The organism is Methanobrevibacter thaueri (assembly GCF_003111625.1).
Lineage (GTDB): Archaea > Methanobacteriota > Methanobacteria > Methanobacteriales > Methanobacteriaceae > Methanocatella > Methanocatella thaueri.
The window spans coordinates 1-20,619 of sequence record NZ_MZGS01000016.1; the positions used below are offsets into that span (position 1 = coordinate 1).

General features: G+C 37.3%; 8 protein-coding genes. 2 read left to right on the forward strand and 6 right to left on the reverse strand.

All coding sequences use genetic code 11. The features are described from left to right. The 3 genes from MBBTH_RS02005 to MBBTH_RS02015 all read right to left on the reverse strand — a co-directional run. The coding region (locus tag MBBTH_RS02005) for a right-handed parallel beta-helix repeat-containing protein (protein ID WP_133241925.1) at window positions 1-9,007 on the reverse strand (9,007 nt) is incomplete at its 3' end. A 465-nt stretch (window positions 9,008-9,472) separates the two neighbouring features. Beyond that, on the reverse strand, window positions 9,473-11,137 hold the full coding sequence (locus MBBTH_RS02010; protein ID WP_116591378.1) for an AMP-binding protein: 1,665 nt from the start codon (window positions 11,135-11,137) through the stop codon (window positions 9,473-9,475). A gap of 155 nt (window positions 11,138-11,292) precedes the next feature. Then, complete coding sequence (locus MBBTH_RS02015) at window positions 11,293-11,865, reverse strand: helix-turn-helix domain-containing protein (RefSeq protein ID WP_116591379.1); 573 nt, start codon at window positions 11,863-11,865, stop codon at window positions 11,293-11,295. A gap of 615 nt (window positions 11,866-12,480) precedes the next feature. On the opposite strand from MBBTH_RS02015, the gene MBBTH_RS02020 reads away from it, so the two are divergent. Then, window positions 12,481-13,173: a hypothetical protein gene (locus tag MBBTH_RS02020; RefSeq protein WP_133241926.1), complete on the forward strand. Its 693-nt coding sequence runs from the start codon at window positions 12,481-12,483 to the stop codon at window positions 13,171-13,173. A gap of 248 nt (window positions 13,174-13,421) precedes the next feature. Beyond that, complete coding sequence (locus MBBTH_RS02025) at window positions 13,422-14,132, forward strand: thymidylate synthase (protein ID WP_116591381.1); 711 nt, start codon at window positions 13,422-13,424, stop codon at window positions 14,130-14,132. A 10-nt stretch (window positions 14,133-14,142) separates the two neighbouring features. Here MBBTH_RS02025 and MBBTH_RS02030 read toward each other — a convergent pair whose 3' ends face one another. The 3 genes from MBBTH_RS02030 to MBBTH_RS02040 form a co-directional block, all read right to left on the reverse strand. Beyond that, on the reverse strand, window positions 14,143-18,081 hold the full coding sequence (locus tag MBBTH_RS02030) for a C1 family peptidase (protein ID WP_116591382.1): 3,939 nt from the start codon (window positions 18,079-18,081) through the stop codon (window positions 14,143-14,145). 83 nt (window positions 18,082-18,164) lie between these two features. Beyond that, window positions 18,165-19,142 carry a choloylglycine hydrolase gene (gene bsh, locus MBBTH_RS02035; protein ID WP_116591383.1) on the reverse strand — a complete coding sequence of 326 codons (978 nt, stop codon included), beginning with the start codon at window positions 19,140-19,142 and terminating at the stop codon, window positions 18,165-18,167. A gap of 9 nt (window positions 19,143-19,151) precedes the next feature. Then, window positions 19,152-20,561: a nicotinate phosphoribosyltransferase gene (locus MBBTH_RS02040; protein WP_116591384.1), complete on the reverse strand. Its 1,410-nt coding sequence runs from the start codon at window positions 20,559-20,561 to the stop codon at window positions 19,152-19,154. Window positions 20,562-20,619: the final 58 nt, after the last annotated feature.

The following is a 20,619-nucleotide window of genomic DNA, read 5'->3' on the forward strand; positions in this document are numbered from 1 at the left end:
CAGTAACATTACCTAAAACACAATCACCAGTGTTAGTTACAGTAATATTAAACGCAACAGTATCATTAACAACAACGAAATCTGTAATGTTTAAACTTACTTTAACAACAGTCATGTTAGGACTGTATACGGTTACATTTGCTGTGTCATTGGTATCATTTGTAACATTTGATTTTGCTGTAACATTGTTTACAAGAGTTCCGTTAGTTAAAGCTTGGAAGTAAACAGTGAATGTAGCATTACCATTCAAACCAAGAGGTTTAAGGTATTTAAATGTCACATTATCCTCACTACTCCAATCAGCACCAACAAACCTAATAAACCTAAATTCAGAAGGTTTGAAGAACTCAGTCACAGTAACATTACCTAAAACACAATCACCAGTATTGGTTACAGTAATATTAAACGCAACAGTATCATTAACAACAACGAAATCTGTAATGTTTAAACTTACTTTAACAACAGTCATGTTAGGACTGTATACGGTTACATTTGCTGTGTCATTGGTATCATTAGTAACATTAGACCTAGCAGTTACATTATTCACCAAAGTACCATTAACTAAAGCTTTAAAGTAAACAGTGAATGTCGCGTTAGCCCCTATACCAAGATCTTGACCATAGAAGAAAGTCCTATTGTCCTGGGATACAGACCAATCAGCACCAACAAATCCAAGATATTTAAATTTGTTAGCATCAAACTGCTCAGTCACATTCACACTACCTAAAACACAATCACCAGTGTTAGTAACAGTAATATTAAATGCAACAGTATCATTAACAATAACGAAATCTGTAATGTTTAAACTTACTTTAACAACAGTCATGTTAGGACTGTAAACAGTAACATTAGCAGTGTCATTGGTATCATTAGTAACATTAGACCTAGCAGTAACATTATTCACCAAAGTACCATTAACTAAAGCTTTAAAGTAAATAGTAAATGTCGCGTTAGCTCCAATACCAAGATCTTGACCATAGAAGAAAGTCCTATTGTCCTGGGATACAGACCAATCAGCACCAACAAATCCAAGATATCTAAACTCAGAATCATTGAACACATCAGTCACATTCACACTACCTAAAACACAATCACCAGTATTGGTTACAGTAATATTAAACGCAACAGTATCATTAACAACAACGAAATCTGTAATGTTTAAACTTACTTTTTCAACAGTCATGTTAGGTTTATAAGCGGTAGTGTTGTTACTTGCTGTATCAGTTTGGTTTCCTGTTTCATTAGTAGTTAGATTAACTGTGTTGATTAAAGTACCGTTAACTAATGCCTTAAATATGACAGTGAAGTTGACACATTCATTTGCAGCCAAACTACCGTCATATGTGAAAACATTACCATTTCTGGACCATTTATCCTGATTGGTATAGTTGACAAACTGCAATTCAGTTGAATTGAAGATTTCAGTAACTGTAACATTGTGTAAAATAATATCATTTGTATTATTTACAACAATTACAAACTGAACTTCCTCTCCAACGTAAACAGTCTTATTTACAGTCAACTTATCTATCAATTTAAGAACTTTAGTTTCATTCCTTGCTTGGAAAGTCTTGTTTCCTGTTTCATTAGTTGTCACATTTACTGTGTTGATTATGGTACCTGTAACTAGAGTTTTAAAGATAACTGTTAAATAAGCACTCTCATTAGTACTCAAGCTACCATTATATGTGAAAACAGTACCATTTCTAGTCCATTGAGTATGGTTAATGTAGTCAACTAACTGCAATTGAGATGAATTGAAGATTTCAGTAACTGTAATGTTATGTAAAGTTTCATTAAATGTATTATTTAAAACAATTACAAACTGAACTTCCTCTCCAAGGAAAACAGTACTGTTTAATGTAATCTTTTCAACCAACTCATGAGGTACGACTCTGAATGAGGAACGGTTTTCAATGGCAGTGTAATAGGTACTTTCCCTATAAATTGCCTCAACAGTATAATTTCCTTTTTTCAAGCCTTGAAGAAGCAATGTTGTAGCACCATAAATGTCAGTCTTATTAATTTCAGCATATGTGACATCTTTTACTACATTGCCCCCTTCATCATAAACAATAATCCTGATAATCTGGTTGTTTTCGAAAGGATATTGATAGATGTCCTCACCGTCATGGCTGTTTTCAGGCCCAATAACAGGGTTTATGTCTTCGGCTGGAGTATGCTTAATGATTTCAGTACCATTCATAGCATAGAATGGGTAGCTGATGTTATTTACAGTAACATCACTTTCCTGATTATAAATTGCATTAGCAATGTTGTCTCCACCTTTATGATAAACGATGATTGTAATGTTTTCGCCCTCATAAATTGTTGCAATGTATTTAAAGTCTTCACAAGAACAGTTGCATTTACCTTCACTTGAACAATTTCCAGAGCAGCCACAGCCACATTCGCACTCATCATAACTGCTTGCACGGATGACATCAATCATTCCATTGGCCCGCATTGAATCTAACATTCTATTATGTACACTATTCATAGTGTTTTCACGATTCCGTGTATTATGACTTGAACAATTGCAGCTGCAATTGCAAACGCCTTTCACAGTACAGTTAGCTGTACTGTTCCACCTGTCATAATCAATGATTAACAGATAGGATTTAGCCTGATTGTCAAAGAAACTTGAATCATGAACCCTCAATGTGGAATCCTGTACATATATTGCAGAACCGTTTGTAGCAGTGTTATATGTAAAGTTACCTTGAACATCAATGTTTTCAGAGTATGAAACGTGAATTGCTCCACCTTCACCTCTGTCCCTGTCGATGTCTCCGGTAGCATGGTTGCTGTAGAATGTGGAATTTTTGATAATTAAATCGTTGGCATACATGATTTGAGCAAAACCACCATTTTCTGCAGTGTTGTTGAAAGCATAGATATCTTCCATGTAAAGATTTTCACCATAACATACCATTGCCCCACCAGTTTCATCTGCTAAATTGGATGAAATGTTGTTGTGGGTGAAATTGGTGTTTGCCCCTTGTATCGCCATAGCTCCTCCGGAACTGAATGATGGAAACTCTTCACTGTTGTGAGCTTCGTTAAAGGTGATGTTGTTGTATGTGAATAGGCTGTTATCACCATCAATATAGATAGCACCACCCATATATGCTGAATTTCTGGAGATGTTGTTGCCTGTGAAGATACTGTTACTTCCCTCAATGGCTATTGCACCTCCTCCAAAATCAGCGGTATTGTCAACAAGAGTACAGTTTTTAACAACGTTGTCATCACCTGCAACATAGGTGGATCCACCCAAATAAGCATGGTTATTTACTGAAGTAACATTCTCAAAGACATTCTCGTTTCCTCTGATGTAAACAGCACCACCTTCTTCGGTAGCATTACAGTTGGACAAGGTCACATTGACAAAAGTACAGTTGTCACCTGCAACGTCCAAACCACCACCACGAACATCAGCGGTGTTGTTGTTCAAATCAGAATTTTTAACAATAATGTTGTTACCTTCGATAAATGAAGAACCACCACGTTCAGCATGGTTATGAATGGAAGTAACATTGTCGAAGACTGTGTTGTTACCCTTAACGTAAACAGCACCACCATCCTTAGCAGCGTTACAGTCGGACAAAGTCACGTTAACGAAAGTACAGTTGTTACCCGCAACGTCCAAACCACCACCATTTATAGTAGCACTATTGTTGTTCAGGTTACAGTTCTTAACAACAACCTCATCACCAGCTATATATGAGGAACCTCCTTCCTGAGCAGTGTTGTTAACAGAAGTAACATTATCAAATACGGATTTATCACCTACAACGTAAACAGCACCACCTAAAGTACCTGCTTCGTTGTTGGATAAACTTACATTGAGAATTTGACAGCCTTCACCACCGCCAATGTTTAAAGCTCCACCTCTTAATGTTGCGGAGTTGTTGTCAAGGTTGGAATTTTGAACGGTTACATTACTACCACGAATAAATGTGGAACCTCCAAGATAAGCGGAGTTGTTGTTTGAGTGAACATTATCAACAAGGATATTGTCACCTACAATGTCAAATCCACCACCTAAACCGGAAGTCTCATTTCTGCTTTCGTTGAAGATAGCTCTATTGTTATTCAGCTCTCCGTCTCTAACGATAATGTTGGTACCGTTAATGAATGCAGCACCACCACGCTCAGCAGTGTTGTTATCAGCGATAACATTGGTCAATGTAGTACCATTTGAATTAACGTAAATAGCACCACCCATAAGACCTGCCTTATTGTTGGATACACTAACATTTTCAACATTACAACCGTCACCTGCAATATTAATACCACCACCACGTAAGGTAGCGGAGTTGTTGTCCAGGTTACAGTTCTGAACGGTTACATTATCACCACGAATAAATGTAGAACCTCCAAGATAAGCGGAGTTATTGTTTGAGTGAACATTATCAACAAGGATATTGTCACCGACAATGTCAAATCCACCACCTAAACCGGAAGCTTCAGGATTGCTTTCGTTGAAGATAGCTTTGTTGTTGTTCAATTCACCATCTCTAACGATAATGTTGGTACCGTTAATGAATGCAGCACCACCACGTTCAGCAGTGTTATTGTCCGCAACAATATTGGTTAATGTAGTACCATTTGAATTAACGTAAATAGCACCACCCATAAGACCTGCATTATTGTTGGATACATCAACATTTTCTATTGTACAGTTGTCTCCTGCAATATTTAAACCACCACCACGTAAGGTAGCAGTGTTGTTGTCTAGGATACAATCTTTAATAATAGTGTTGTTACCACGTATAAATGTTGAACCTCCACGATAAGCAGTGTTGTTTACGGATGTAACATTGATGAATTTACAGTCATTACCGAATACGTCGATTGCACCACCGATACCTGAATTGTCAGGGTCGCTTTCATTGAAAATAGCTTGGTTATTACTGAATGTTGAATTTGATACAGTAATGTTATTTCCTTCAATGAATACTGATCCTCCACGGCTAGCGGTGTTGTTGAGTGAGTCAATTTCGTAAATGTTTAAGTCATCGGTTTTGATGTATATTGCTCCACCTTCTCTGTCTGCGTGGTTATTTGACACTTCAAGGTCATAAACTTTACAGTCATCACCAGCGATGTCGATTCCACCACCTCTACCGGAACCCTCAGTTCCGTTATAAAGTGCTTTATTTCCATCTAAAGTACAGTTGTGAACATCAGCATTGTTTCCTTCAATAAATGTGGAACCTCCTTTGGCAGCTGTGTTGTTTACGGATGTTACATTAGTGAATGTTGCATCGTTACCTCTAACGTATACAGCACCTCCTTCGGCACTGGCATAGTTATCGGATACATCAACATTATAAACAGTACAATTGTCACCTAAAATGTTTAGACCTCCACCACGCAAAGTAGCGTTGTTTCCGTCAAAAATACAATCGTGAACAACAGTGTTGTTCCCTTCAATAAATGTTGATCCACCACGATTTGCAGAGTTGTCGACAGAGTGAATATCATAAACCTCTAAATCATTGGATTTAATGTACATCGCTCCACCATCATTGTCGGCATGGTTGTTTGAAACATCCAAGTCATAGACTTGACAGTTTTTACCAGCGATGTCCAGTGCACCACCTCTACCGCTGTTATCACTTCCATTGGATAGAGCTTGGTTTCCATCTAGGGTACAGTTGTGAACCAATGCGTTGTCACCTTCAATGAATGTTGAACCTCCGCGAGAAGCAGTGTTGTTAAATGATGTTACATTATAGAATGTTGCATCGTTACCTTTAACGTATACAGCACCTCCATCAGTACCAGCATTATTATCGGATACATCGACATCGTATACAGTACAGTTGTTACCTAAAATGTTTAGACCTCCACCACGAAGGGTAGCATTGTTTCCGTCTAAAGTACAATTGTGAACGACAATGTTGTTACCTTCAATAAAGGTTGATCCACCTAATTGAGCGGTGTTGTTTACTGAATTGATGTCGTAGATGTTAAGATTACTACTTTTGATGTAGACAGCTCCACCTTCTCCGTCAGCGTGGTTGTTGGACACTTCCAAATCGTAAACCTTACAGTTGTCACCGGCAAGGTCCAATCCACCACCCCTACCGCTTAATCCGGTAGAAGAAGAATTGTAAGCATTGTTTCCAACTAAAGTACAGTTGTGTACATCTGCATTGTTACCATCAACAAATGTGGAACCTCCTCTGTTAGCGGTGTTGTTGAATGAGTATACATCAACAAATGTTGCATCGTTACCTTTAACGTATACAGCTCCACCATCAGTTCCAGCACGGTTGTTTGACACGTCAACGTTATTTACGTTACAATTGTCACCAGCAACATTTAATCCTCCACCACGCAAAGTAGCGTTGTTATTGTTTAATGTACAATTATCTACTAAAGTATTGTCTCCACGAATAAATGCTGCACCACCAAGGCTTGCATTGTTATTATTAGCGGTTACATTAGTGAATCTACAGTTATTACCGAGTACATCTAATCCTCCACCAATACCTGACTCTTCATTGCCGTTATAAATAGCACTGTTGTTGCAGAATGTGGAATTCTGTATGACTGCATTGTTACCTCTAATGAATGAGGAACCACCGCGAGCAGCGGTGTTGTTATTTGAGGTAATGTTGTCGAAAAATGCACCTTCTGTAATCAAATAAATAGCACCACCGTCGGTACCTGCCCTATTGTTTGATATGTCAGAATTTCTGAATTCTGTAGGTGAAGATGTAGCGTTGATGAAAAATCCACCACCTTCAGAAATAGCGGTGTTGTTTTCAAATGTACTGTTTTCAACTGAAACAGTTGCAATAATAAATAAATCAACTGCTCCACCTCTGTCTGCAGTGTTATTGTAACATTCACAATCCACAATGTCTACATGCTCAATATGATACATGTGAAGAGCACCACCTTGTGCCCTTTCGTCGGCACGGTCTCCTTTAGCGGTGTTTCCGATGAATGTTGTGTTTATGTAACGTAATGATGGTCTTGGACTTACAATATCGTCGATTGTAACGTCAATACCCCCACCGTTACCGTTGAAAGCGGTGTTGTTTATTAATTCTGAATCATATGTGTTGAATGAGCCTCTTAAAGCTCCACCATATGAACCACTATTATTAATGAAAGAAGAACCATAAACGCTTACTTCCTGAACACAGGACCAGATAGCTCCTCCACCGTTTGGAACACCTCTTCCATCTCCGAGAGTACTTAATGCTGTGTTATTAATGAAAGTGGAATTGTAGAAATTCCAGCCTGCAGCATCATTGTTTACTCTTACAGCACCACCACCGATATTAGCGGTGTTGTTGATAAAGGTACAATTATCGACTACTCCATTGGTACTTCCCACTACATCAATGGCACCACCATAATCGGTATTGTCACCATTGATGAATGTGATACCCTGGAGAGTTACACCATCAACATTATTTATAGTGAATATTCCGGATTTTCCTTCAGCATTCAATACAGTGCCGTCAACACCAATGATTGAAATTGGCTTATTTATTACCATTTCATCACTAATATCATTTAAATAAGTGATATCTTTTAGCATTAAAATAGCACCGGCTTCGGCATTGTCAATTGCTCTTTGAATATCGGAAAAAGCATCACCTTCAACATTCACAATACCAAAAGTACCTTCTTTTGTTTTACCGTCTAAATAAGTAGCGGTGTAAGTATAACTATCCATTGGAAGATGTGAATAATCATAAGTGATTTGACCATTGCTATCAGTAAAATCAGTAACAGTATCTACTAAATCCCCATTAGAATTGCGGATTTCCAATTGAATTTCTTCATTAGGTAAAGGAACTTTAGAACCTTCCTCACCAGATGCTCCTTCAATGTTTCCGACAACAATATTGGAATAGTCAGTAGCTAATGTAAATGTCAACACAGGATATCCTGCGACAACACTTAAATCTGTTACTCCTCCAAGTTCACAGTTTGAAACTTTACCGTCAGCACTACCGTAAGCGTAAATTGCTTTACCTGAATTAGCGGTGTTGTCTGTAAAATTACAGTAGCTCATATCTGCATTATGGCAGTCATCTTCAATATAGATGGCTCCACCATTAACTGCAGAGTTACCTGTAAAATTACAGTTTGTCAAACTTGCATCATCGTGTGCAATATCTATAGCACCACCACCAATGTTTCCATTTGTAGCAGTATTTTCTTCAAATTCAGAATTTATTACAGTTAATTCCGGTCTTCCAGCATGAATTGCACCACCCATACCGCCGCTATTCTTTTTAAATTTAGAATTGGTTATTGTGAATCCTGTTCCATCACCAACAATATTGATGGCACCACCATAACCCCAAGTTTCAGCAGTATTTTCCGTGAAATTACAACTATCAATTTTTAAATTACCTCCGGAAGCAACATGTATTGCACCACCATGAGCAGCAGTATTTTCTTCAAAATTACAACCAGTAAATTCACAATCATTTGCTTCTATAAAAACAGCTCCACCGCTGTTAGAGTGTCTTCCTACATTATTAGTGAAATTACAATTGTTGAATGCAGTATTTGTTCCTTCATCACTAATATGAACGGCTCCACCCCCTTGATATTGACAATTATCAAATAAACAATTGTTTATTGTACAATCTGAAGCATCAATATACAGAGCTGAAGCAGGACCATTACCACCATTTGAATTTAAAATTCTAACATTATTTAGAGTGATTCCAGGTGCATTAAAGCTAAATACTTTACCAGTATTTGCATTTATTGTTGAAAATCCATTAGGATTGGAGATACTACCTCCGCTAATAACAATATTTGCAACATTTACATTGATTGGTCCACCATTATAATCACTCCAGGAAGAAGTAATGTCGTTATTTCCTAAATAAACGGTATCGCCCTCAGCTACATTTCCATTGTCAAAATACTGTTGGATCTGTTGAAGTGTAGAACCTGAGAGGTCATGATCAACAGATAAAATCTCATCATCTTCACTAATCTGTAGCTCATCCATCGAAGAGTCACTCGACGTCGACTGCGATATCGAATCACCCGTATCAGTTAATGTAATATTATTCGTTGCTGAATCTTCCGATGCGCAAACTACTCCCACTAAAGATACGAACAAGAATAATATCAAAATAAATACAATCGTATTTTTAATCTTGATATTATCTCCTCCATTTGAATACAATTTTTTACTTACCCGTATAATAAATATAATTTATCATACCAATTTAATCAAAATATATGATTAAATCATAAAAAAATGCATATAAATCATTCTAAAGACTAAACAGCCAATTAGAACAAAGAATAATACATTCCTTTACGAGTTCTATATTAGTTTTTGAAAGTATATAAACTTTATAATTTTATGGCAAAAATGTGTGTAAAATATAACTGTCATGAAAAAAAGATAAATGAATTTCTTAAAAATCAGAAAAAAATAATTAAAAAAAATAATTTAAGGGAGAATTTACAATTCTCCGTTAGCTCGTCTTTCATCCAAAAGTTTAAGGCCTAAGTCGCCAAGCTTATACTTTTGAATCTTTCCGCTTGTGGTGAGCGGGAACTCGTCTACAAAGAAGACATATTTAGGAACCTTGTATCTTGCAATGGATCCGATACAGAAATCACGGATGTCCGCTTCGGTCACATCATCAAAGCCATCTTCCTTGATTATGAATGCCCCTACGATTTCACCGTATTTCTCATCAGGTATTCCTGCAACCTGAACGTCCTGTACGCATTCGTGGGTGAAAAGGAACTCCTCGATTTCACGAGGGTAGATGTTTTCACCTCCACGGATGATCATGTCCTTGATACGGCCTACGATTGAATAGTATCCGTCCTCGTCAACTGTCGCAAGGTCTCCTGAGTGGAGCCATCCGTCAGGTTCGATGGTTTCTGCGGTCTTTTCAGGCATGTTGTAGTATCCCTTCATCACGTTGAATCCTCTGCACATGATTTCACCGGTCTCTCCAGGACCAAGTTCCTCACCGGTTTCAGGGTCAACGATTTTAACCTCGATGTTAGGGAATTTCCTGCCTACTGTATTGATTTTCTTCTCGAATGAGTCTGCAGCGTTGGTCTGTGTGAATCCAGGTGCCGCCTCTGTGAGTCCGTATACGCTGGTGATCTCCTTCATGTTCATCTTTTCAATGGCATCCTTCATTGTTTCGACAGGGCATGTTGAACCTGCCATGATGCCTGTTCTAAGTGAGCTCATGTCGAACATCTCGAACATAGGATGGTTCATCATTCCGATGAACATTGTCGGAACGCCGTAAATGGATGTGCACTTTTCCTTTTGGATTGATGAAATGGCTAAAAGAGGGTCATATTCCTCAAGGACAACCATTGTTGAACCGTGGGTGATGACAGCCATCACACCGAGAACTGTTCCGAAACAGTGGAACAGCGGCACTTGAAGAAGCAGTCTGTCTGCAGGGGAGTAGTTCATGTTTTCCCCAATGTAGTAACCGTCATTGACGATGTTTCTGCTTGTAAGCATTACTCCTTTCGGGAACCCTTCTGTTCCTGATGTGTACTGCATGTTGATTACGTCATGCTGTGTTACGGAGTCCTTAACCTTTTGATACTCGTCATCGTCATAGTTCATTCCAAGCAGCAGAAGCTCATTGGTGTTGTACATTCCGCGATGCTTCTCCTGACCCACGTGGAAAATGAACTTCAGATGTGGGAATTTTTCAGCAACAAGATGGTCCCTTGCACAGGTCTTGAGTTCAGGAACCAGTTCGTTGATGATGTCGAAGTAGCTTGTGTCCCTAAATCCGTCGGTCATCGCCAATGCCTTCATGTCGGATTGCCTGAGCACATATTCAAGTTCGTGTGACTGGTATGCTGTGTTTACTGTGACTATTGTTGCACCTATCTTTGCGGTTGCGAACATGTAGGTAAGCCATTCAGGCACGTTTTTTGCCCATATTCCAACATGGTCTCCCTTTTCAATTCCGATAGCCAGCATTCCTTTTGCCAGATTGTCTACTCTTTCATCAAATTCCTTATATGTAAATCTTAAGTTTCTGTCCGGATAAACGATAAATTCATGATCAGGTTGTTTTTCAACCATTGATTCGTAAAACTTTCCTAATGGAAGTTCTGTAAATAATTCACTCATACTTTCACCTCTAATCTCTTAATAAAATAACTAACCAAAATACAAATCATTAATGCAATTCCAATTGCAATGTTTTCAAGTGTAAATCTAAATCAGCTGTGTAAAATCTATCAATTTTTGGCTTAAAAGTTATTTTATTCATTCAAATCACCAACCTAGTATGGAGTGTAGAGCACTGCTAATATCTTAGCGCCATTTTCACTTTTTGCGTGAAGGTGGTGCGGAACCGCTGAGTCATAGAATATGGTGTCCCCTTCACCGATTGAGAAAGTGTCCTTTCCGTAGATTACTTCAATTTCTCCCTCTAATACGTAAATGAATTCCTCACCTTCATGGGAGGATAATTCCTTTTCTCCTTCCTCATACTGAATATCAATCATGAAAGGATCGATGTTCCTGTCAATCTTACCTGCACCTAATGAGTGGAATTCAAGGTTGGTTGCGTTTGTCACGTCCTCACGGCCTGAGAAATACAGGGAGTTTTCGGTCTTGCCGCCACGGGTAACTACAGGTCCGAGTTCCGGTGTGTCGTCGAGGAATGTTCCGAGCCTTACCCCTAAAGCCCTTGCCATCTTGGTCAATGGGGTTAATGAAGGGATAACTTCTCCGGCTTCCATAGCCTCTAAAACTTCAAGCTTTACGCCACTTCTCTCTGCGAGGTCTTCTATAGACATGTCCTGTCTAGCTCTAATGTCTTTTATTTTCTTTGCAAAATCTTCGTTTGTCATATCTTTCACGCTTTTTTGAATTTACACTTAAAATAATTTAAGTATTAATAACTATATTCAATAATATATTTAAGATTAACCTTAAATTATTTAAAATGGTAAAAAAATTGAAAAAAAACTGCCGAATGTTTAGGAAAATCATTAAGATGACAATGAACAAATATCCTTGCAGTTTCACATCAAAATTGACTTAAACTCGTTGAATTGACTTAAAATCCAACAAAAATGTTTTATATCTTACAGACAAAGTAGATAATGTAAAGACATTCCCCATTTCTTTACAATAAAAAGAAAAAACTATATTTAGTTGTAGAATTTCCAGACGATAAGGCTAGTTAAAAACTAGTCTTATTCATTAAGTTTAAATAATTAAAGAAATATAAATTATAATTGAAAAACATTGCGATGTTTTTCATAATTTGCAGATTAGTAAACTTGTTTTATAAAACATGGGAGAAAACACGAAAAAAACAGTATACAAAAGTATTATTGTCTGGTGCAAACTTAACTGATTGCGCTGGACAATATCAATACTGTTTTTTTTACCTCATCCTACTTATTTTCAATGAAAAACTTTTAAACTATAAGAGAATAATATCAATTAAGGGTGAAATTTTGAAAAGGAAAACCAAGATTATTCTTATAGTGGTTCTTCTGTTGCTTTTGGGAGTGATGATTTACAGTGAGCAATACAAAAAGGAACATTCCCCATATCAAGTTATCGGAAACAACAGTTTAGGAACTGTTGAAAAGATAGTTTACGGCAACATGAGTGCCAATAATTCAATTGCATTGATTACAGGAATTCATCCAAGGGAAAAATTATCCATTGGTCCTGAAATCAAGGCTGCAAAGGAATATGTTGATGGAAGGGATGACGTCAAGATAATTCATTATCAGGTAAACGTGACAAAAAATCCTAAAGACTACAAGAAGAGCCGTGCAAACGGTGAAAGCCTTGTCCATGACTTCGTAAATCCTGATGTTACAAAATCAGACGCTGATTGCGTAATAATCAGCCATTCACATATGGACTGGTACGGTGAGGGATTCTACCTGGCAACACCTGAGATGGACAATGCCTCCGTTAAGATAGCCGAAAAGATCAACAATACCACCGATTTCAGATACTATCCGAGAACAGGCAATGAGTCATACAAGTCAACATCAGCTGTCCTTGTTTCAAAGCCTATCGCACAGGCAGGATATCCTACCTTCGTTTATGAGATTCCAGAAAATATCACAAAGCAGGATTCCACCGATTGGGCTAAGGACTTGTTTGGACTAATGGAAAAATATGCTTGCTAGCATATTTTACCTTTACTTATTTTTAAACCGAAAATTAACCTTCAAATAATTGAATTTATCGTTTATCAAATTGAAAGAAACACAATTTCCATCAAAATTCAAACACATTTCTTCAATATAATTGTCTTAGACTATCAAATCGGAACCAATGGATAGGACAATCTACATGAACCGATGAATTTTCTAAAAAATAAAACATATATATTAACAAATACATACCATTAATTAATTTAAAAGGACTGTTTTATATGTTAAGTATTAATCAATGTTATTTAGATTTTGTAGATAAAATCTTAAAAAGCGGAAAGGAAACCTATAAGGACTCAAACCATCATTTATTGGAGAGTCTTGGAAACTTCTATATAATCGACGACCCAATGGACTTGAAATTCAGGGCAAAATACCAAAACTACACCACAGAAATGATGTTGGACGACATCAAATCCGGAAAGTACGACCTCGAAGGATGCCCAATCAAAAGCGATGCACTGTATCAATATGTGCAATCAGTGGAAGACCCTGAAATAATCAACAACACCCAAGGATTCGTCTACACATACCCAAACCGTATTTTCGCACACTTTGACGTTGACCAATTCGAAAGCATGAAAAAAAGAATCCTGACCGCAACCGGATCAAACCGTGCCGTTGCAGTCACAATCAACCCTATTGAGGATGCAGAAGAGGAAGACATCCCATGTCTCCAGTTCCTCCAATGCCTTGTTCGTGACAATGAACTCACAATCCACTGCATATTCAGAAGCAACGACATTTTCGGAGCGTTCTACTCAAACATGTTCTTCATAGCATACCTGGGATTGAAGATGAAGGAAGAGGTGAACAAGGAAATTGTCGGTGAAAAAATAAACTTCGGCGGAGTTCACTACCACTCAACCTCAGGCCACATATATAATACTGACATAAAAGCAGCTCGAAAATTAATTAAAGCAAATAAATAAGGTTTTTACCTTATTTAATTCTTATTTTATTTTTAATCTGTAACTTGCCATAGCTTGTTTTTATGGTGTATTTTCCTTTTTTATATTTTTTGGTAATTTTTAAAATGGCTTTACCTTTTTTGTTTGTTTTGACCTTATAGGTTTTTCCTTTGAATTTGAAGGTGATCTTTTTATTTTTAAGGATTTTACCATTTTTGTTTACAAGTTTGGCTGTGAATTTGATGGTCTTTCCCTTTTTGACCTTGATGTTTTTGGTAACCAATGTTGTTTTGACTGTGATTTTATTTGATACCTTAAATCCATTATATTCCGCATTTATGGTGTATTTTCCTGGATTCAATGAGACCATAAATGATGCATAACCATTATTGTCGGTTGTCCTTGTGTATTTCTTATTGTTTATTGTGAATGTCACCTTAACGTTTTTGGAGACATTTCCATTATCATCAAAGACCCTGACCTTGAAGTATTTTCCGGCATCGTAATAGACTGTCAAATCATTATTTCCGGTTATTCTTTTGACAACCTTAATGGATTGAACCCTAACGTCACCATTAAGAGGGTTTGTGATTTTAACAGAATAGACGGCAGGACTTAAAGTGATGACAACATTGCCGACACCATTTCCATCAGTGATAACCTCATAATTGTTGGATCCGATTGTGACCAGAACGCGTGTATCCCTCAACGGAATGCCGTAATTGTCCAGTAGGGTAAATGAATATCTGGAATTATAGGTTTTAGTATCGTCATTTGACAGTATAGTGGTCATTACGGTAAGATTTGCTGATGAATTTGATGAATCATAATAATCTTCAATTCCATTGTAGGTCACATAGACATTATTTAAGCCCAAATCTTTAAAGCAATGGGTAAACTGTGCAATTCCCCTAGTGACATTGACTGTATATGGAGTATCATCAACAATGAATGTGACATTGCCTATATCCATAGCATTGCCGTATTGGTCGGTGACTTTAACCCACATTACAACCGGGTTATAATCATTATCGATTGCCAATGTGATTTTTGTACCAATAATGCTAACATCAAACTCCTGAAAAGTTCTTGATGAGTTATAATAATAAATTGAATTGAAAACAGCTGAAACATTATGTTTGCCCATACTGAACTCTTCAATAAGTGTTGCGGTACCGTTGGTAATGTCTACTGTATATGGAACATCATCAATAGTGAATGTGACATTTCCATAATTTACGGCATACCCATACTCATTAAAGATGTGAGCAGTGATGTTAATAGGATTATGCTCATTAATTTCCAAGGAAATGCTGGTATTCATCACTGATGCATTAAACTTAATGGTATCCTGTGATGAAATGTAACCTGTGTTGTCATATACTGCTGAAACTTCATACTCATCGATACCCAATGGTATTTTCAGTGCAGCCCATCCATTGACAACACTGACAACATAATCGTTTGCGTTAATAGTGAATGTGACATTTCCTCCTATTACTGGATTACCATATTGATTTAAAACCTGAGTTTGGATTTCAAACATGTCGGAAACATTTATGGAGAGTTCAGTGGTTGTGTTGACCTCATTTAATATTGTAAATGCCTTTATGCAGGCTACCTGTGTTGCATAGGTATGGGATGAATATTCCCAATGTAAACCGTACAAATCAGTCCAGTTTTCACCGTCATAGCTTATGAATGAAATGTTTTCATAAAAGAGCTGCTTATTGATTGGAACGCCAGAGGCAATTATATCTTCGGAAATAGGAACGCTTGCCTCATTATCTGTGGTAATCTTGAATTCGACTTCAAAGACATCACCAACGGCAAGTGGAATGAAGCTGCTCAACTCGATTGTTGAATAGCTAAGAGTTGCAGTGCCTGACTGGACATGTCTTAAAACATCATTCACATATATTGACAGATCCCATGCAGTGTTCTTTTCAAAATAGGTTGAAACTGCAGTTAACCACTCATTGTCTGTTGCAGTGAATCTGTTCTTGTACCATACTGTATTTGACTCGTTTAAAAAGAAATCAGTCCTTCCGCTTACATCATACTGGTAATTCTTATCGTATTTTATTGACTCGTTGAACAGGAACACGTATGTACTATAAGGCTTGTTTAAAGGAGCTAAAGATGTGTCATAATATGAAACATAATAATATCCGTTTTCACCTGAGCCGGTACCCCAACTGTTTTTGATTATCCAAGCACCGTCGCCAGGAGGGGTTGTTTTGAAGTTATTTTTTGAATAGTTGTCATCCCATCCGACAATTGCAACAGCATGGTTTGCCCCCTTATCTGTCCTATACCAATAAATATTTTTTCCATTAATATAATAATTAGTATATCCATCCTTTTCGGATTCAGGACCTGATTGATACCAGTGGATACTTGTTGAAACAGCACCATAGCTCATTATTACCCTTTTGATTTCATCATTGTCAGTGTAACTTGTCCTTGTTAAAAACAGAATGTTTTGAACATGGAAAATGCTGCTTAAAACTGGAGACAACACTTCTCCTATGATATATCTGTCCTGAGTTTCATTGACAGGTCCCATCCAGCTTACAAGATAAGCATGACCCATACGGTCATATCCTCCTGTGTTTGTTACCATTTGCCAGCCATAACTTGAAAATTTGGACATCAAATCCTTCATGTTCTCTTCGGACAAATCATAGGTGCATCCTGTTGCCTTTAAAATGCAGGATTCAAGTGAAGCCAATGAGGCAAATGCCCAACAGTTTCCGTTTGAACCCTGGCTCTTAACCGGAGTGACATAGCAATCCCTCAAATCATAACTGGAAGGTAAATCAGAATCATATGAAGGTCCTGATCGTATAAGCAGGTAATTTTGAGAAGAGTTATAGTTAAGATTGATTGCTTCACATTCATAAACGTCATTTTCATAGCTTGCAGTGTTGTTGAAGAATGAATTCATTAATGATTCGTTCAAAATGGATGTGCGATTCAGATTTCTGCTGATTGCTGAGTAGACTGCACCCGCAATGCTTCCTGCAGTGTTATCAGTAAAAGTGTTGTTGAATGCTATGAAATTGTTCACCTCATCAATGAACAGCGCTCCACCGTCTTTTGCAGTATTGTTGATAAAAGTGGAGTTGTTAAGGCAGAAAGAACCGAAAAGCGCATAAATTACACCGCCACTATACTTCGCATGGTTGTTTCTTGCTGTCACATTGGTGAGATTCAGATTTGTATATACTGCAGTTATCGCACCGCCCATTATGGATGTGGAATTGATTATCGCCACATTTCTGCTGATAAATTTCGCTTCGTGAAGATAAATTGCACCACCATACCGTTCGGCATAGTTATTAATGAAAAAGGAGTCAATGATTTCCAAACTACCCTTAGTGATGCTGATTGCACCACCTGATGTTGCACTACAATTCAAAAAGGTACAGTTTTCCAGATATATTTTTGTATTGGGAAAAGTAACACTTATTGAACTGATTTTAGTACCTTTGAAAATTACATTTGTAGCGTTAATAATTGAATTGGAACTGTCGGAAATAGCCAAACCAACCAAAGTCAAATTCTTAAGAGTAATTGAACTATCAGCAAAAAATCCAACATTATTATTATATTTGACAACAGTGTTTTTTGGATTTTGACCTATCAGAGTTATATTTTTACTCATGACCTGAGCGTCCAATGGATATTCTCCATCACTCAAATGAATAATGGAATTGTCCTTAACTCTATTTGAGGTGAGTTCCTTGTATGGATTGTCCTGAGATCCGTTTCCAGTATCATTCTCAACATTAGCGTCGAAATAATACTCTTCACTTATCACATTAGTCTCATTACTTACTTCTAAAGCTGTCTGGTTGTCCATAGCATATGTTGCAGGTATCAGAATCAACAGACACAATAGTGAGAATAATGCAATTACTTTATAATTTTTCAAGCCAGTTCCTCCGTTCAACAATTTAAACATGTGAAAATCGTGAAACGATTTATAATATTTCTATATTTGGCTTTAATAATATAAATACTTGTTTAGAAAAAAAAAGGAAAAATTTAATTAATGAAATTAAATTGCTCTTCATTAATTAAAAGATAATTTATCAATTCGGATGAATCCAAATCTTCACGGTTCAAATCGACTGCAGTGATTTGTGAGTTATGATATGTCCTGTAATAGAGTATTGCCTTGTTTGTGTTGTAGCATGAAGTATATATGGTGTACTCATACAAATCAGGGTCATCTATAAAAGTGCAACCGTTTTGCTGCTCTACTGAGCCAAGTATATGGAAAAACTGACCCACACTGCTTGCCTCATCGCTATCGGAGTATGAATTTGCACGGGTGAAGGCAACCTTTGCAAATCTTGAAGCGGATGACAAATCTCCGGGAAGGCCGATACCTCCCATACCTCTTGAATATTCATCCAAATCAATATCCCCTCCGAATGTGTTTTCAGGGTTTCTATTTGACAAGTTCCTGTAGTTATTCAGGTAGAACAGCTGCTTGTCGAAAGGAGGGTTATTTGTCAGTACCCCTACAGGATTATCATATATCTTCAGACCCTCTTCGAGAGGCTCAACCACAATAGCTTCCTTTCCGTCGGACAACATCCAGTGAAGCGGAGAGAGTGGCAGTTCATCTGCGAAATTGATGTTTACAAGATTGATTTCAGACAATAGCTTGCGCGCTTCAGCCACATTGCCTGCCTGGCCCAACAAATAGGGAATCAGCTCAAATGGTGTTACATTCACCATATCCTCATCAAATTCCTTATAGACTGCATTGCCTGCAAAGTTTAAGCCTGCAATAGCCAGACCCTTTTCGTTGCATGCATCATAATACAAGGGATATGAGTCAATTCCTGCAGCTATTCCAATTATTGCATAATGGGACTCAATTGCATCAATCTTTCTAAACTCGAATTTGTAATTTCTTGGAGTTATTGTTACCCTTTCATTATATGAAATTTCATAATCAAAGTTCCGTCCAAAATAATGGTCATCAGTTATATAATTACTTGCAGTACACATATTATCACCTCATAAAAAATTTGAATAATTCAAAGCTCTGTTCTTAATGTCTCCAAACTTATCCTCAATCAATAATTCACCATTCCTAAATACTGTTTGAAGATAGTCTTCACCTTCTGAATCTATTGAGACTGTTTTGAATGAATTGTTTTGCTTGATTAATTTGAATCTTCCTGTTTTTGATTTTTTACTTGAATCCAAAGGGTTCTTGAATATGTCATGCCATTCGCCATCACGCAACTGTGCTGAGCATTTGAATGCATTTCTTTGGGTATCGCGAGTTACAGAGGAATGCAATCCTCCTCCCATACCAAAGATAATGTTTTGTGCTGCCCAACCTGCAGACTTCATCGCAAAGAGGATATCACGAATCTTTTGATAGTTCAAACCGTCTCCCCACAAGAGTCCGATGTTCAAATCAAATACCTTATATCCCTTATCGGTCAGATGACTTCCAAAACCTTCGGAAAGCAGGTTTAAGCAATCGATAGTTGTTGATACAGGCTCTCCACTATCCGGCCTGAAGACTACCTTATTGTTTTCTCCATCCAGGAAGTTCAAAATAGCATCGTTCAACTCCGAACCTGATTTTCCGGCTTCAGCCAATAGATTTTTGTAATTATAGGAATCTATGACAATTGACAACACTCCATCTTTAGCATTGTCAATGACATTGAGCACCTGCGAAATTTCACCTTCAGGACCTAAAGAAGTCATTACACTGTGTTCTGTCGCCTGAACTGAAAATCCGTAAATGTTTGGATCATTATAATAGTTTACAGGAATTGATAAGGAAGGAATGGTATCTGTTCCTGAAAAACTAAGCAAGTGAGCGGATCCGCACAGCCTTGATGATTCCGTTGAGGTTGCACCCCTATAACCGAAGTCATGCAACATGAAATCAAGATTATCCTTAAGGGATCCTGTTATCTCCAAATAGAAATTGCATAGCTTTCTAACCTCAGCAGAGAGTGTTGCAACAGTTGACGGATACCATACCTGCAATAATAACGGTTCCAGGTAATTAGGTAGCCAGCATGATTTCTTATCAGTGTTTTCAACTGTCATTAAAGCATTGCCTACCTCAACAGGAGTTCCTTCCGCAACCGCTTTTATTTCAATAGGAAGCCTTCCGTCATAGTTGTCCAAAATATGCTCCCAGCCCTTTTTGTTGAAGATTCCTTCACCTATATGTGTGGAAATTATGCTGTCGGCTTCATCAATCTTTTCCTGAGTTACAACGGAGCCTTCCAAATACTTTTTAATGATATATTGGAGTCCATAAAAAATTGTTTTGTTAAACTCAGCACCAACCCTACTTTCGAGGTAGGAATAAATCTTTTCAGTGCCTTTAGGATAGAAATAGTGATGAGTTACTTTATAGCTGTCGGTTAAAAGGCAAATATTGTTTTCTATCATAACATCACTTGATAAGATATTTGACAGGCATAAAATATAAATTTTTGTAAAAAAAAGA